The 14,016-nt window shown below is 70.2% G+C and carries 15 protein-coding genes; 1 reads left to right on the top strand and 14 read right to left on the bottom strand.

What is annotated here, in order from left to right:
* Positions 1-134: 134 nt before the first annotated feature.
* From tatC to PUR26_RS08685, 10 genes are all read right to left on the bottom strand, one after another.
* Positions 135-1,037 carry a twin-arginine translocase subunit TatC gene (gene tatC / locus PUR26_RS08730; RefSeq protein ID WP_443077018.1) on the bottom strand — a complete coding sequence of 301 codons (903 nt, stop codon included), beginning with the start codon at positions 1,035-1,037 and terminating at the stop codon, positions 135-137.
* A 96-nt stretch (positions 1,038-1,133) separates the two neighbouring features.
* The gene (tatA, locus tag PUR26_RS08725) at positions 1,134-1,412 is read right to left on the bottom strand and encodes a Sec-independent protein translocase subunit TatA (protein ID WP_031075385.1); all 279 of its coding nucleotides are present in this window, start codon (positions 1,410-1,412) and stop codon (positions 1,134-1,136) included.
* Between the two features lie 213 nt (positions 1,413-1,625).
* The gene (locus tag PUR26_RS08720) at positions 1,626-1,823 is read right to left on the bottom strand and encodes a hypothetical protein (protein WP_329870829.1); all 198 of its coding nucleotides are present in this window, start codon (positions 1,821-1,823) and stop codon (positions 1,626-1,628) included.
* Positions 1,824-1,842: 19 nt separating this feature from the next.
* The gene (locus PUR26_RS08715) at positions 1,843-2,088 is read right to left on the bottom strand and encodes a hypothetical protein (protein WP_443077014.1); all 246 of its coding nucleotides are present in this window, start codon (positions 2,086-2,088) and stop codon (positions 1,843-1,845) included.
* Between the two features lie 239 nt (positions 2,089-2,327).
* Positions 2,328-3,281 carry a helix-turn-helix transcriptional regulator gene (locus PUR26_RS08710; protein WP_329870827.1) on the bottom strand — a complete coding sequence of 318 codons (954 nt, stop codon included), beginning with the start codon at positions 3,279-3,281 and terminating at the stop codon, positions 2,328-2,330.
* A gap of 15 nt (positions 3,282-3,296) precedes the next feature.
* The gene (locus PUR26_RS08705; RefSeq protein ID WP_329870826.1) at positions 3,297-4,253 is read right to left on the bottom strand and encodes a helix-turn-helix transcriptional regulator; all 957 of its coding nucleotides are present in this window, start codon (positions 4,251-4,253) and stop codon (positions 3,297-3,299) included.
* 159 nt (positions 4,254-4,412) lie between these two features.
* Positions 4,413-4,787, bottom strand: a complete 375-nt coding sequence (locus PUR26_RS08700) for an FKBP-type peptidyl-prolyl cis-trans isomerase (protein WP_329870825.1) — start codon at positions 4,785-4,787, stop codon at positions 4,413-4,415.
* A 50-nt stretch (positions 4,788-4,837) separates the two neighbouring features.
* Positions 4,838-5,836 carry an FKBP-type peptidyl-prolyl cis-trans isomerase gene (locus tag PUR26_RS08695; protein WP_329870823.1) on the bottom strand — a complete coding sequence of 333 codons (999 nt, stop codon included), beginning with the start codon at positions 5,834-5,836 and terminating at the stop codon, positions 4,838-4,840.
* Between the two features lie 328 nt (positions 5,837-6,164).
* Positions 6,165-7,526: a Pup--protein ligase gene (gene pafA / locus PUR26_RS08690; protein WP_329870822.1), complete on the bottom strand. Its 1,362-nt coding sequence runs from the start codon at positions 7,524-7,526 to the stop codon at positions 6,165-6,167.
* Between the two features lie 9 nt (positions 7,527-7,535).
* Positions 7,536-8,816, bottom strand: a complete 1,281-nt coding sequence (locus tag PUR26_RS08685; RefSeq protein WP_329870820.1) for an MFS transporter — start codon at positions 8,814-8,816, stop codon at positions 7,536-7,538.
* 135 nt (positions 8,817-8,951) lie between these two features.
* Between PUR26_RS08685 and PUR26_RS08680 the strand changes: the two genes are divergently transcribed.
* Positions 8,952-10,025 (top strand): LacI family DNA-binding transcriptional regulator, encoded by a 1,074-nt coding sequence (locus tag PUR26_RS08680; protein WP_329871053.1) that lies wholly within the window; start codon positions 8,952-8,954, stop codon positions 10,023-10,025.
* An 85-nt stretch (positions 10,026-10,110) separates the two neighbouring features.
* Here PUR26_RS08680 and prcA read toward each other — a convergent pair whose 3' ends face one another.
* From prcA to dop, 4 genes are all read right to left on the bottom strand, one after another.
* Positions 10,111-10,884: a proteasome subunit alpha gene (prcA, locus tag PUR26_RS08675; protein WP_329870818.1), complete on the bottom strand. Its 774-nt coding sequence runs from the start codon at positions 10,882-10,884 to the stop codon at positions 10,111-10,113.
* Between the two features lie 61 nt (positions 10,885-10,945).
* Positions 10,946-11,791, bottom strand: a complete 846-nt coding sequence (gene prcB / locus PUR26_RS08670) for a proteasome subunit beta (RefSeq protein WP_329870817.1) — start codon at positions 11,789-11,791, stop codon at positions 10,946-10,948.
* A gap of 148 nt (positions 11,792-11,939) precedes the next feature.
* Positions 11,940-12,158, bottom strand: coding sequence for a ubiquitin-like protein Pup (locus tag PUR26_RS08665; RefSeq protein WP_030918434.1), 219 nt, complete (start codon positions 12,156-12,158; stop codon positions 11,940-11,942).
* Between the two features lie 143 nt (positions 12,159-12,301).
* The gene (dop, locus tag PUR26_RS08660) at positions 12,302-13,813 is read right to left on the bottom strand and encodes a depupylase/deamidase Dop (RefSeq protein WP_443077013.1); all 1,512 of its coding nucleotides are present in this window, start codon (positions 13,811-13,813) and stop codon (positions 12,302-12,304) included.
* Positions 13,814-14,016: the final 203 nt, after the last annotated feature.

The following is a 14,016-nucleotide window of genomic DNA, read 5'->3' as shown; positions in this document are numbered from 1 at the left end:
CACGCGGCGGCGTCCCCGGTCGCAGCGGAACCGTCTCCACCGGGAGGCACCCGGCACCGCAAGGGGCGGGCCCCGTCGCCGGCTCGCCGGCGGGGGCCCGCCCCTTCCGATCAGGTGGTCCCGCCGCTTCCCGGTCAGGTGATGTCGTCGTACCCGTTGAGCCGTTGCGACCGGGACCCGTCACCGCCGGCCTGCTCGGGCAGCGCCCGGGCGGCGGGCAGGGGCTCGATCTCGCCGACCGCCACGGGCGTGAGGTCCAGCGCGGACGCCTCGTCGTCGTCGAGCTCCGCGTCAAGGTCGTTGCGCGCGCGGCGCCTGTCGTTCAGCATCGCGATGCCGACGGCGATGAAGTAGAGGATGACGATCGGGACGGCGAGCGCCAGCATGCCGAAGGGGTCGGTCGTCGGGGTGGCGATGGCGCCGAAGACGAAGACGCCCATGACCACGCCCCGCCACCAGCCGGCCATCCGGCGGCCGGTCACCATGCCGGCGAAGTTGAGCATGATCAGCAGCAGTGGCAGCTCGAAAGCGGTTCCGAAGATCAGCACCATCCGGACGCTGAAGTCCAGGACGTCGTCGAGTTCCAGGATGTTGGACGCGGTGTCCGGCGTGATGCTCAGCAGCAGCTTCATGCTGACCGGCATGATCAGGTACGCGAGGTACGCGCCGGAGGCGAAGAGCGGCACGGCGACGGCGACGAAGACGTATGTGTACTTCTTCTCGCTCTTGTGCAGGCCGGGCGCGACGAAGGCCCACAGCTGGTAGAGCCAGACCGGGCAGGAGAGGACGATGCCGGCCATCAGCGTCACCTTGACGGTGGTGGTGAAGGGCGACAGGAGCTTGTTGAAGACGATGTTGGCGCACTCGCCGCCGGTGGTCGCCCCGACCCCGCTGCCTTCGCACTTGGGTACCGGCGCGGCGAGGAAGTCCATCAGCTGCTTGTTGTAGAAGGCGGCCACGATCGTCATCACGATGATCGCGAGCATCGCCTTCGCGAGCCGGTTGCGGAGCTCTCGCAGATGGTCCGCGAGCGGCATCCGCCCCTCGGGGTCCTTCTCCTTCTTACTGCGGGCAGGCTTGAGCAACCCACGTCCTCATCTCGTGCGGCAGGCCGCGGGCAGGCGGCCTTGGGGTCAGCGCTGGGTGGTGTCGGACGGCTCGGTGACCGGGCGGGCGCTGGTCACATCGCCGGGCGCCGCCTTGATGGTGCGCTGGGCCGGGGGCTGCTCCGCCGGCGGGTCGGCCGGGGCCGGCTGCTGGCCCTCCGACTTCATCGCCTTGGCCTCGCTCTTCAGGATGCGGGCCGACTTGCCCAGCGAACGGGCCATCTCCGGGAGCTTCTTGGCGCCGAAGAGCAGCACGACGACGAGGAGGATGAGAATGATCTCGGTGGGGCCGATCTGTCGGAACATAAGTGTTGTCTACCTTCTCACCGAGGCGGCATGGGGCTGGGCTGTCGGCCATGAAACGGACTGCTGCCCGAACCACGACCGTCAGCGATCGTAACTCGCACGGGTAAACGCCGGGCAATCCCCGTGCGTACTCCCGTTTGCGGCCGGCCCCGGGGCACCCGCGCCGCGACCAGCAGCGTACCTCTCGTACCTGGGGCGGAGCAGACCGCCGGGTTATCGCAGACTTTCGCCGGTACGGGCAAGATCGAGGGCCGCCCGCTCCAGATTCTCAGCGGCTTGATTGATCCGTTCCGTGGTGCGGGCCACTTGACGGCCGAGGCGCTGAGCCTCGATGAACACCTTGATGCCGAGAATGCCGAGTACGGCGATCCCGAGGAATCCCAGGGCGATGGCGAGCATGGGCCAGAACATGCGCAGAGCCTAGACGTTCTCAGACGGTGGAGTGGAGCCGCAGCGTCCGCACGCCGCCGCCGGTGAGGAGTTCGACGATGCGCTCCCCGGCCGGCTTGCGTACCGCGGAGCCGCACTCGGGACAGGTGAAGGAGTAGAAGGTCGTACGGCGGCTGGCGCCGATGGCCAGCCGCAGCGATCCCGCGGAGAGCTCGAAGCGGGCCCGGCACTCGGGGCAGGCCGCCTTGAAGAGGACCGGGCCCAGCTGTGTCGAGATTCCGGACATCACAGACATAGTGGAAATAACCCTCAATTCCCTCAACTCGGTCGAATGCTAGCGCTCGTCACGTCGGGTCAGACGATGCCGGGTACATCGGCGGCCCGTTCCGCTTCCGGTCGTCCCGCCGCGTCCACAGCCCGCCGGCCCGCGCGCCGCGTACCCCGCACAAGGACTTCCGAGCCGCGCGGGGACGCCGTGGCGGTTCTTCACGGCTTCCTGCCCGTCTCGCACGGCATGTCCGGGTGCTACCGCTCGTCGTAGGCGGCGAGCGCCTCATGGGCGGCGCGCTGCGCGCTCAGGGCCAGGTCCCGCGGGGCCACGATCCGGCCATCCCTGCCCAGGCGCAGGGCCAGTCGGCGCAGCGACGCCGGATCGGGCGTGCGCAGCGCGACGCGCAGCCCGCCGTCGGGCAGCTCCTCGGCGCTGTCGTGCGGGTAGTACTCGGCCACCCACCGGCCTCCGGGGCCCACCTCGATCACGACTTCCGGGTCGTCGGCCGACGGCTGGACCAGACCTTCCGACAGATCGCGCAGTTCGACCTCGGGCGGTGCGGAGGGTTCGTCCAGGAGGCGGATCTCGGCCACCCGGTCGAGCCGGAAGGTGCGCCGAGCCTCCGAGAGGCGGCACCACGCCTCCATATAGGTGTGTCCGACGGCGAAGAGCCTGATCGGGTCCACCTCGCGCTCGGTGAGCTCGTCGCGCGCGGGCGAGTAGTAGCGCACCCACAGCCGCCGGCGCTCGGAGATGGCCCGGTCGACCTCGGCGAAGACACCGCCCTCGGACTCGAAGGTCACCGACAGCCGGGAGCTGGCGCCCGCCGCCTCGCCCGCCGCGGCCTCCAGCTTCGCGGTGGCGCGCAGCAGCGCCTCCCGGTCGCCCTCGCGCAGACCGGGCAGGGTGGCGACGGCACGGGCGGCGACCAGCAGCGCGGTCGCCTCGTCGGCGGCGAGCCGCAGCGGCTCGGCGACGTCGTCCGGGTTGTGCCACCAGATGCGGTCGCCGTCGGTGTCGATGTCGAGCAGGTCGCCGCCGCGGAAGCTGGTCCCGCACATGGGCAGGACGTCGAGGTCCGAGATGAGCTCGTCCTCGGTGATCCCGAAGGCCCTGGCGACATCCCCCACGTGGGCGCCGGGGCGCTCGCGCAGATAGGTCACCAGGGACAGCATCCGCCGGGTCTGGTCGATCGCGTTCGTGGCCATCGTTCCCGCTTCCCCTCAGCCCTTGGCCACGGCACGCAGCCGGTCCACCACATCGGCCCGCAGATCGGCGGGCCCCACCACCACGACGTCCGGGCCGAACTCCACGAGCCACGCGTCCAGGCCGTGCCCGTAAGGAATCTCCAGCTCGTCCCAACCGTCGCCCAGCGGCCGTACGGCGACGGCCCGGGCCCGCAGCGGGTAGCCGCTGTCGGCGCGCAGCCGGATCAGGGCGGAGCGGGTCGCGGTCTCCCCCGCCCAGCTCTCCACGGTCTCCCGGACGGTAGAGACGTCCGGGACGGGAGCGGTGAAGGCGGCGGCCCTGGACCGGACCTTGCCGGTGATCCTGGAGAGCCGGAACACGCGTTCGGCACCTCGGTCGCGGTCCCAGCCGGCCAGGTACCAGTGGCCGCGCCAGCACTCCAGCGTCCACGGCTCGACCTGGCGGGTCTCGGGACGGGCGGCAGTGGCCTTGCGGTACTCGAAGACGACGGGGCGCCGGTCGCGGCAGGCCAGCATCAGGGGCTCGAAGGCCGCCTCGTGGACCGGGATCCGGGGTTCGAGGGCGCTGTGCTGCGTCTCGTAGGTGTCCTCGGCCTCGGGCATTCCGGCGGCCCGCAGCTTCTGGAGGGCGCCGCTGGCCGCACCGGCCAGGCGGGCCTGCTGCCAGACCTTGGCGGCGAGACCGAGTGCCGCGGCCTCTTCGGCGTCGAGCTGGATGGGCGGCAGCCGGTTGGAGTCGCGGCGGGCGAGGTAGCCCGTCTCGCCGTCCAGGTTCTCCACCGTCTCGATGACCAGGCCGAGCTCGCGCAGATCGTCCTTGTCCCGCTCGAACATACGGTTGAACGAGTCGTCGGAACCGGCTTCGAGGTACGCCTCGATGGAACCACGCAGCTCACGCTTGCTGAGCGGGCGCCGGGTTCCCAGCAGGCACAGCGCCAGATTCATCAGCCGCTCGGCCTTGGCAATCGCCATCGACGCCCTGCACCTCTTCTGATGGAGTCACTTTCGCCCGATGACCGTACCGCCCCGGGGCGTCGGGACGAAAGCCGAGGGCCCCTGCCGGGAGGCAGGGGCCCTCAGGACGATCGGTTCCGGCCGGAAGCGCCGGCGATCGGACGACGATCGGACGACTCAGACCGCGACCAGGTCGCAGACGAAGATCAGCGTCTCGCCCGGCGCGATGCGGCCGCCACCGGCGCCGCGGTCGCCGTACGCGAGGTGCGCGGGGATGGTCAGCTGGCGACGGCCGCCGACCTTCATGCCCTGCACGCCCTTGTCCCAGCCCTGGATGACCTGCCCGGCACCGAGCTGGAACTGCAGCGGGGTGCCGCGGTTCCAGGAGGCGTCGAACTCCTCACCGGTGGAGAAGGCCACGCCCACGTAGTGGACCTGGACCATGTCGCCGGCCTTGGCCTCCTGGCCCTCGCCCTCCCAGATGTCCTTGATCTCCAGGTCGACCGGCGGCTCGCCACCCGGGAAGTCGATCTCGGGCTTCTCGATGCTCACGTAAGTGCTCCTACTTCTCGCTCTGCTCGCTTACAAGCAACGGGACAGTCTTACATTGCGGCCAGGATGTCGACGACGAAGACCAGCGTCGAGTTGGCCGGCAGCTCGGGGCCCTTGTCCTGGTCCTTGTACGCCTGGGCCGGCGGGATGACCAGCAGGACGCGGCTGCCTACCTTCTTGCCGACGAGGCCCTTGTCCCAGCCCTCGATGACCTGGCCCTGCCCGATGGCGGTGGTGAACGGCGCACCGGTGTTCCAGGACGAGTCGAAGTTCTTCGCCTTGTCCTTGCCCTCGTTGATCTTCCAGGCGGCGCCGGTGTACTGCATGTACACGGTCTGGCCGGACTTGACCTCGGGGCCCTTGCCCTCGATCAGCACGTCGTCGACCAGCTTGGCCGGCGGGTCGTTCTTCGGGATCTTGATGGTCGCGGGCTCGTTCTTCTCCGCGTCGATCTGCGGCAGGTCGGCCGGGATCTCGGCCTGCTTGCCCTCGGCCTTCTTCGGGATGACGCTCTCGATGTCGAGCGCGAAGACCAGGGTGTCGGTGCCGCTCACACCGATCTCCTGCTTGCCGGCCGCACCGAACGCGGCGGCGGGCGGGGCGACCACCAGGACGCGGCTGCCGACCTTCTGGCCCGTGACGCCCTCGGCGAAGGCGGGGATGACCGTCTTGGACCCGGCGGTGATCACCTGGGGGGTGCCGCCCTGGTCGTAGGAGCTGCCGAGGTCCTTGCCGCCCTTCCAGATCTTGCCGGTGAAGTTGGCGACCACGAGGTCGTCCTTCTTCACCTCGGCGCCGGTGCCCGGGGTGACCGTGTGGACCACGAACGACTTGCCGGGGTCGCCCTTGGGAACGGTGATGACCGCCTTCTTGCCCTTGTCCCCGGTGACCTGGGGCATGGGGGAGGCCGAGTCGACCGGCTTGGGGACCTCGGTCCGGGCTGCCTCCGGGGACGAGGACGCGTCGTCCTTCTTGTCGGTGTCCTCACCTCCGCAGGCGGTCAGCAGCAGGGCGGGCACGATGAGCAAGGCAGCAAGTCGGCGTCGCACGGTGGTCCTCGTGGGGTAGGCGGCATGTCGGTGCCCGTCACTCTACGTCCCCCGCTCGCGGGCCCGGGTGTACGGCGTGCAGCCGGGCCGGAGGGTGCCTGGTGCGCCCCATCCCGCTCCAGGAGGCCCGTACGGCGCCTATGGCACCGCTCAGGCCGCTGGTGCACGCAGGACGGGCCGAGCCTCGCCCGACCAGCCCGGCAGCCTCGCACACGACCGGGCCCCGCACGACCACGTGCGGGGCCCGGTCCGGTGCGCGGTGACCGCCCGGGGCCCTCGCGCGGCGGCCCTGTCGGGCCGTCGCGGGAGCCGGACCCCGGTACCGGCCTCACATTCCGGCGATGAGCTTCTCCACCCGGTCGTCCACCGACCGGAAGGGGTCCTTGCACAGTACGGTGCGCTGTGCCTGGTCGTTCAGCTTGAGGTGGACCCAGTCGACGGTGAAGTCGCGCCGCTGCTCCTGGGCACGTCGGATGAAGTCGCCGCGCAGCCGTGCCCTGGTGGTCTGCGGGGGCACCGACTTGCCCTCGAAGATCTTCAGGTCGTTGCAGATACGGGCGGCCTGCCCCTTCTTCTCCAGCAGGTAGTAGAGCCCGCGCCGACGGTGGATGTCGTGGTACGCGAGGTCTATCTGGGCGACCCGGGGGTGCGACATGGTCATGTTGTGCTTGGCCCGGTACCGCTCGATGAGCTTGTACTTCATGACCCAGTCGATCTCGGTCGCGATCCGGTCGAGGTCCTCCTGCTCGATGGCGTCGAGCGTGCGGCCCCACAGCTCCAGGACCTGGGCGACCGTGCCGGTGCGGATGCCGCGCCGGTCGACGAAGTCGACGGCCTTCTCGTAGTACTCCCGCTGCACCTCCAGGGCGGACGCCTCACGGCCGCTCGCCAGGCGCACCTTGCGCTGGCCGGTGATGTCGTGGCTGACCTCGCGGATCGCCCGGATCGGGTTCTCCAGGGTCAGGTCGCGCATCACCGTGCCCGCCTCGATCATGCGCAGGACGAGGTCGGTCGCGCCGACCTTCAGCAGCATGGTCGTCTCGGACATGTTCGAGTCGCCGACGATGACGTGGAGGCGGCGGTAGCGCTCGGCGTCCGCGTGCGGCTCGTCCCGTGTGTTGATGATGGGCCGGGAGCGGGTGGTCGCCGAGCTGACGCCCTCCCAGATGTGCTCGGCGCGCTGGCTGACGCAGTAGACGGCGCCGCGCGGGGTCTGGAGCACCTTGCCGGCGCCGCACAGCAGCTGCCTGGTGACCAGGAACGGAATGAGGATGTCCGCGAGCCGGGAGAACTCTCCGTGGCGGGCGACGAGATAGTTCTCGTGGCAGCCGTAGGAGTTTCCCGCCGAGTCGGTGTTGTTCTTGAAGAGATAGACGTCGCCCGCGATTCCCTCCTCGTGCAGGCGGCGTTCGGCGTCGACGAGCAGTCCTTCGAGAATGCGCTCGCCCGCCTTGTCATGGGTGACCAGTTCGGTCACGTTGTCGCATTCAGGAGTTGCGTATTCCGGATGCGATCCCACGTCGAGGTAGAGGCGGGCGCCGTTCCGCAGGAAGACGTTGCTGCTGCGGCCCCATGACACGACACGGCGGAAGAGGTAGCGCGCCACTTCGTCAGGAGACAGTCGGCGCTGTCCCCTGAACGTGCACGTGACGCCGTACTCGTTCTCCAGCCCGAAAATGCGGCGGTCCATGACTGAACATTACGCCTGACGGCGTGTGCTGAAACCGGGTTCGACGGCACCGTTTCGATCATTTTCCGATACACGCTCGACGTCCTCGGCGTGTTGTGCCGGGCGAGGCGGAACTGCCAGTACCCGATGGGTGGCGAGCAGGACGAGCAGGGCGGCGATCCCGCCGGCGCCCGCGACCGCGAAACCCGCGGTCGTCCCCCGGAGCTCGACCACCGGTCCCGCCACGGCGGTTCCGGCGGCGGCACCCACCCCGAACGTGGTGACCAGCCAGGAGAACGCCTCGGTGACGGTGCCGCGGGGCGCGTGCCGGTCGACCACGATGAACGCGCAGGCCAGGACGGGCGCCAGGAAGACCCCGGAGAGGGCGGCCAGGGCGGTCATCGCGGCCACCCCGGGCGTGAGCGTCAGAGGCAGATAGCAGAGCGCCAGCAGGCCGACGAGGACCGCCAGCCGGCGTTCCGGAGCGCCGGCCCAGCGCCGGGCGCCGTAGAGCACACCGCCGAACAGGGCGCCCAGGCCGAGTGCGGCCATCAGCCAGCCGTACACGGCCTCCCGCCCGTGGTCGTCGGCGTAGGCGACGCCGGAGACCGTGATGGAGCCGAGAGCCAGGCCGACGAAGAAGAACGCGCCGAGCAGGGCGAGCAGGCCCGGCGAGCGCAGAGCGCCCAGCCAGTGCGCCTCGCGGGGCGCGGAGCGCCAGTCGCGTGAGGGCCGCGAGAGGACGACGGAGAGGGCTCCGAGCACACCGAGCACATTGATGACGAGCATCGCCGCGGCGGGCGACCAGAGCGCCACGAGCAGCGTGACCAGCAGCGGGCCCACGGTGAACATGACCTCCTGGGCCACGGCGTCCATGGCGTAGGCCCGGTGCACCCGGTCCTCGCGCCCCAGGACGCTGGGCCACAGGGCGCGCAGGCCGCCTTCCAGCGGAGGTGTGAAGAGTCCTGCCACGACCACGGCGGCGTAGGCGAGGAACAGGGGCTCGATGCCGCAGAGGGCGAGCAGCGCCATGCCGAGGGCGGACACGACGGCCGACGGGAGCTGGACGCGCGGCTGGCCGTACAGGTCGACGGCACGGCCGAGGAGGGGCTGGCCGACGGCGTTGGCCACGCCGTACGCCGCGACCAGGGCTCCGGCGAGGCTGTAGCTGCCGCCCTCGGCCCGGGTGAAGAGCACGACGGCGATCGGCCCGGTGGCGTTGGGGAGCCGTCCCACCAGGGTGCCGGCCAGCAACCGGGCGGCGTGGGGTGCCTTCAACAGGTCGGCGTATCCGCCCGCTGCCGCGGCCATGTCCTGCCCCTCTCCTCCCCGGAACCTGCCGGGGTTTTACGTATAACGTCCGTGGTCATACGTACCATGACGGCAATCGGCGGGTCCAGCCCGCCCGGTGCGTGGTCGTCGAACGCGGAGGCGTGTGTGCAGTGCATTCCCGGGGAGCAGTCCCCGGATCCGGCCCGGGGGGACGCCGCCGCGTCGCCCTCGGAACCCGCCGCGGGTACGCGTCCCACCAGCCGCGATGTCGCGCGGGCCGCGGGCGTGTCCCAGGCGACGGTCTCGCTCGTGTTCGGCGACAAGTGGCGCGGGCGGGTCTCCGAGCGGACCGCCGCGACGGTGCGGGAGGCGGCCGAAGCGCTCGGCTACCGGCCCAACCTCGCCGCCCGGAATCTGCGCCTCGGCCGCACGAGGACCGCGCTCCTGGTGGTCCCCGCGCTGACCAACGAGTTCTTCGCCCGGGTGTACACGGGTGCCGCCGCCGTCGCCTCCCGGCACGGGTTCGGGGTGGTGCTCTACCCCTCCCCCGAGGGCGTCGGCCGGGCGAAGGACCCGTTCGCCTCGGCCCGGGCCGCGCTGGACGGGGTGATCGCCTCGTCGATGGCGGCGGACGCGCTGACGGCGATCCGGGGCACCGACCTGCCCCTGGTGATGCTCGACAGCGATCCGGCCGATCCCGGCGCGGCCGCGCACGTGAACATCGACATCGCCGACGGCATGCGGCAGGTGACGGAACATCTGCTGGGCCTGGGGCACCGCCGGTTCACGCACCTGTCGTCGGCGGTGGCGTCCTGGACCTTCGACGTACGGGCAAGGGCCCTGGCCGCGCTCCTGGGCGGGGTCCCCGACGCGGTCCTCACGACCGTTCCGGCGCCGCTCGACGTGGACGGCGCCCGGCGCGCCGCCGAACGCGCGCTGACCGCTCAGGGGCCCCGCCCCACGGCGCTGATCTGCGACGACGACATCCTGGCCGCCGGCGCGTGCAAGGCTCTGCGGCGGCTGGGCCTACGGGTCCCGCAGGACGTGTCGGTGACCGGCTTCGACGACCTGGCCCTCGCCTCGGCCGTGGAACCCGAGCTGACCACGGTACGGCTGCCCGCCGAACGGATCGGCGAGCGCGGCATGAGCGCCCTGCTGGCGGTGCTGGACGGCCGTGAGCCGGAGCGCGGCGACCTCCCGGTCACCCTGATGCCCCGCGGCTCGTCCGGCCCGCCGCCTGCCCCGTGAGCCCCTGCGGCCAGGGCCGCCGACGGGCACGGCAGGGCCCCGGACCGCGGGGCGGGCCGGGGCACGGGCCGGAAGACGGGGAGGGCTACTCCGTCGACTCGTCCGGAAGGTCGTCGAGCAGGTCGTCCGAAGGGGCGTCCGTCGGCGTCGACGCGGCGCCGTCGGCCTCCAGAAGACGGGACAGCTGCCGTCCGACGATCCGCTTGAACTTGCGCTGCTGCGGGCGGGTGCGGTCCAGGACCGCCACCTCCAGCCGCTCCGCGGGGATCTCCCGCTCGCTGCCGTTGGTGTCCCTGGACAGCGCCTGCACGGCGAGCTTCAGCGCCTCGGCGAGCGACATCCCGTCGCGGTGCCGCTGGTCGAGGAAACTGCTGATCTGCTCGGCGTTGCCGCCGACCGCGACCGAGCCGTGCTCGTCCACGATCGATCCGTCGTGCGGCAACCGGTAGATCTGGTCCCCCTCGGAGGACACGCCCACCTCCGCGACGACCAGCTCCACCTCGTAGGGCTTCTCGCCCGCGCTGGAGAAGATCGTGCCCAGGGTCTGGGCGTAGACGTTGGCGAGCCCACGGGCCGTCACGTCGTCGCGGTCGTAGGTGTAGCCGCGCAGGTCCGCGTAGCGCACACCGCCGATCCGCAGGTTCTCGTACTCGTTGTACTTGCCGGCCGCGGCGAAGCCGATCCGGTCGTAGATCTCACTGAACTTGTGCAGGGCACGGGACGGGTTCTCACCGACGAAGACGATGCCGTCGGTGTACTGGAGCACAACAAGGCTGCGGCCACGGGCGATGCCCTTGCGGGCGTACTCCGCCCGGTCCTGCATGGCCTGCGCGGGCGAGACATAGAACGGCGTCGTCACCGGCTATCCGTCCCTTTCTTCAGTGGCATGGGGGCACCGCCCAGCGGTGGCTGGCGGAACATCAGAGCAGCGCGGCGCGCGGGCCGTCCGGCTGTTCGAGACGGCGCTCCAGTACGGCGCGGGCGACCTCGGAGGACTCGGCCTCGGTCAGCCGCCGGAAGCCGCTGTCCGTGATCACGGTGACGATCGGGTAGATCCGGCGGGCCACGTCCGGGCCACCGGTCGCCGAGTCGTCGTCGGCGGCGTCGTAGAGCGCCTGCACGACCAGGGTGATGGCCTGCTGCTCCGTCAGATCGTCACGGAAGAGCTTCTTCATGGCGCCCCGGGCGAAGATCGAGCCGGAGCCGGTGGCGGCGTAGCCGTGCTCCTCCGAGCGGCCACCCGTGACGTCGTAGCTGAAGATGCGGCCCTTCTCCCGGTCGACGTCCCAGCCGGCGAAGAGCGGGACGACGGCCAGGCCCTGCATGGCCATGCCCAGGTTGCTGCGGATCATCGTGGAGAGCCGGTTGGCCTTGCCCTCCAGGGAGAGCTGGGTGCCTTCGACCTTCTCGAAGTGTTCCAGCTCCAGCTGGAAGAGCTTGACCATCTCCACGGCGAGGCCGGCGGTGCCGGCGATGCCCACGGCCGAGTACTCGTCGGCCGGGAAGACCTTCTCGATGTCGCGCTGCGCGATCATATTTCCCATGGTCGCGCGCCGGTCACCGGCGAGGACCACCCCACCGGGGAAACTGGTGGCGACGATGGTCGTGCCGTGGGGCGCTTCGATCACGCCCTGCACGGGCGGCAGCGTCCGCTTGCCCGGCAGGAGGTCCGGCGAGTGGTCGGACAGGAAGTCCATGAACGAGGACGAGCCCGGCGTCAGGAAGGCTGCCGGCAGACGCCCGGTGCTACGAGGGTTGGCTTCCACGCGTTTCCTTCCGGAATGAGGCGGCGGCCCGCCGCTGGGGCGGTCGGGCCGATCTTGCGTGCTGTGCACGGACCTTACCCGTGCCGTCGCGGGTCATCCGTCCCGGTGCCGTCGGCTTTCGCCGACGGCCCGGAACGCACGACGCGCGTTACTGCCCGCCCTTTTGCACGAAGGACCGTACGAAGTCCTCGGCGTTCTCCTCCAGGACGTCGTCGATCTCGTCGAGTACGGAGTCGACGTCGTCGGACAGCTTCTCCTGGCGCTCCTTGAGGTCCTCGGATGCCTGCGCCTCCTGCGCCTGCTCCTCGACCTCCTCGGTGGAGCGTGTCGCCTTCTGCTGGCCGCCGCCGGTGTCCTTGGTCGCCATATCCCTCACCCCGCTCGGTTTGCCCGCTTGGTTCGGTTCTCAAGATCAGACCCTACAAGCCCGGTCTGACATCGGCCCTGTACTTTCACAACGTCCGGGTTCCCCCACCATGATTCCCGGGAGATCGCCGGACGAAGCCCATTTCAGCTCCCGGACAGTACGCGCACCAGCTCCTCGGCGGTACGGCAGCGGTCCAGCAGCTCCTTCACGTGCTTACGTGTACCGCGCAACGGCTCCAGCGTGGGGACCCGCTGCAGGGAGTCACGGCCGGGCAGGTCGAAGATGACCGAGTCCCAGGAGGCCGCGGCGACGTCGTCGGCGTACTGCTCCAGGCAGCGGCCCCGGAAGTAGGCCCTGGTGTCCTCGGGAGGCTTCGTCTCGGCCCGCTCGACCGACGGCTCGTCCAGCAGCCGCTTCATCTTCCCGCGGGCCGCCAGACGGTTGTACAGCCCCTTCTCGGGACGTACGTCCGCGTACTGCAGGTCGACCAGGTGCAGCCGGGGTGCGTCCCAGTCCAGGGCGTCGCGGCGCCGGTACCCCTCCATGAGCTCTTTCTTGGTGATCCAGTCCAGCTCTCCGGAGAGGCTCATGGGGTCGTTCTCGAGCCGGTTGAGGGTGTCCTCCCAGCGGACCAGGACGTCCTTGGTCTGCTCGTCGGCGTCCACGCCGAAGCGCTCCTCCACGTACTTCCTGGCCAGCTCGAAGTACTCCATCTGCAGCTGGACGGCGGTGAGTGTCCGGCCGCTACGGAGCGTGACCAGGTGCTGGAGGTCCGGGTCGTGCGAGACCTGGTGCAGCGTCCGGACGGGCTGGTCGACGGCGAGGTCGACATTGATGAAACCGTCCTCGATCATCGACAGGACCAGCGCCGTCGTGCCGAGCTTCAGATACGTCGAGATCTCCGAGAGGTTCGCGTCCCCGATGATGACGTGCAGGCGCCGGTACTTCTCGGCGTCGGCGTGCGGCTCGTCCCTGGTGTTGATGATGGGCCGCTTGAGCGTGGTCTCCAGGCCGACCTCGACCTCGAAGTAGTCCGCGCGCTGACTGATCTGGAAGCCGTGCTCATGGCCGTCCTGGCCGATGCCGACCCTTCCCGCGCCGGTCACGACCTGGCGGGAGACGAAGAACGGCGTCAGGTGCCGCACGATGTCCGAGAAGGCGGTCTCCCGCTTCATCAGGTAGTTCTCGTGCGTGCCGTAGGACGCGCCCTTGTTGTCGGTGTTGTTCTTGTACAGGTGGATCGGCTGGGCACCGGGGAGCTGGGCGGCACGCTCGGCGGCCTCCGCCATGATGCGCTCGCCGGCCTTGTCCCAGAGCACGGCGTCGCGCGGATTGGTGACCTCCGGAGCGCTGTACTCCGGGTGTGCGTGGTCGACGTAGAGCCGTGCCCCGTTGGTGAGGATGACATTGGCCAGGCCGATGTCCTCGTCCGTGAGCTGACTGGTGTCGGCGGCCTCGCGGGCGAGGTCGAAGCCACGGGCGTCCCGCAGCGGATTCTCCTCCTCGAAATCCCAGCGGGCGCGCCGCGCCCGGTGCATCGCCGCCGCGTAGGCGTTGACGATCTGGGACGAGGTGAGCATGGCATTGGCGTTCGGGTGCCCAGGGACGGAGATCCCGTACTCCGTCTCGATGCCCATTACTCGCCGTACAGTCATGCGGCCCTCCTTGCCCGGCGGCGTCCCCGTCCGGGAACGGCGCTCAAGTACCGCTGCTTCTCCGATACGTGTGCGGTGCCCGTCCCCGCACTGCGCGAATCGGCGGTACGAAAGAGCCTAGAACGCCTCTGCGCTGGTGGGGAGATCAATTGCGTCATTGCTGGGGTGTGGTCGAATTCGATACGCCGGCCGGGGAAAGCAAC

The organism is Streptomyces sp. SP18CS02, from assembly GCF_036322365.1.
Classification (GTDB): Bacteria; Actinomycetota; Actinomycetes; order Streptomycetales; family Streptomycetaceae; genus Streptomyces.
Note: the sequence above shows the minus strand (reverse complement) of the source record. Positions and strands in the feature narration are given on the sequence as shown.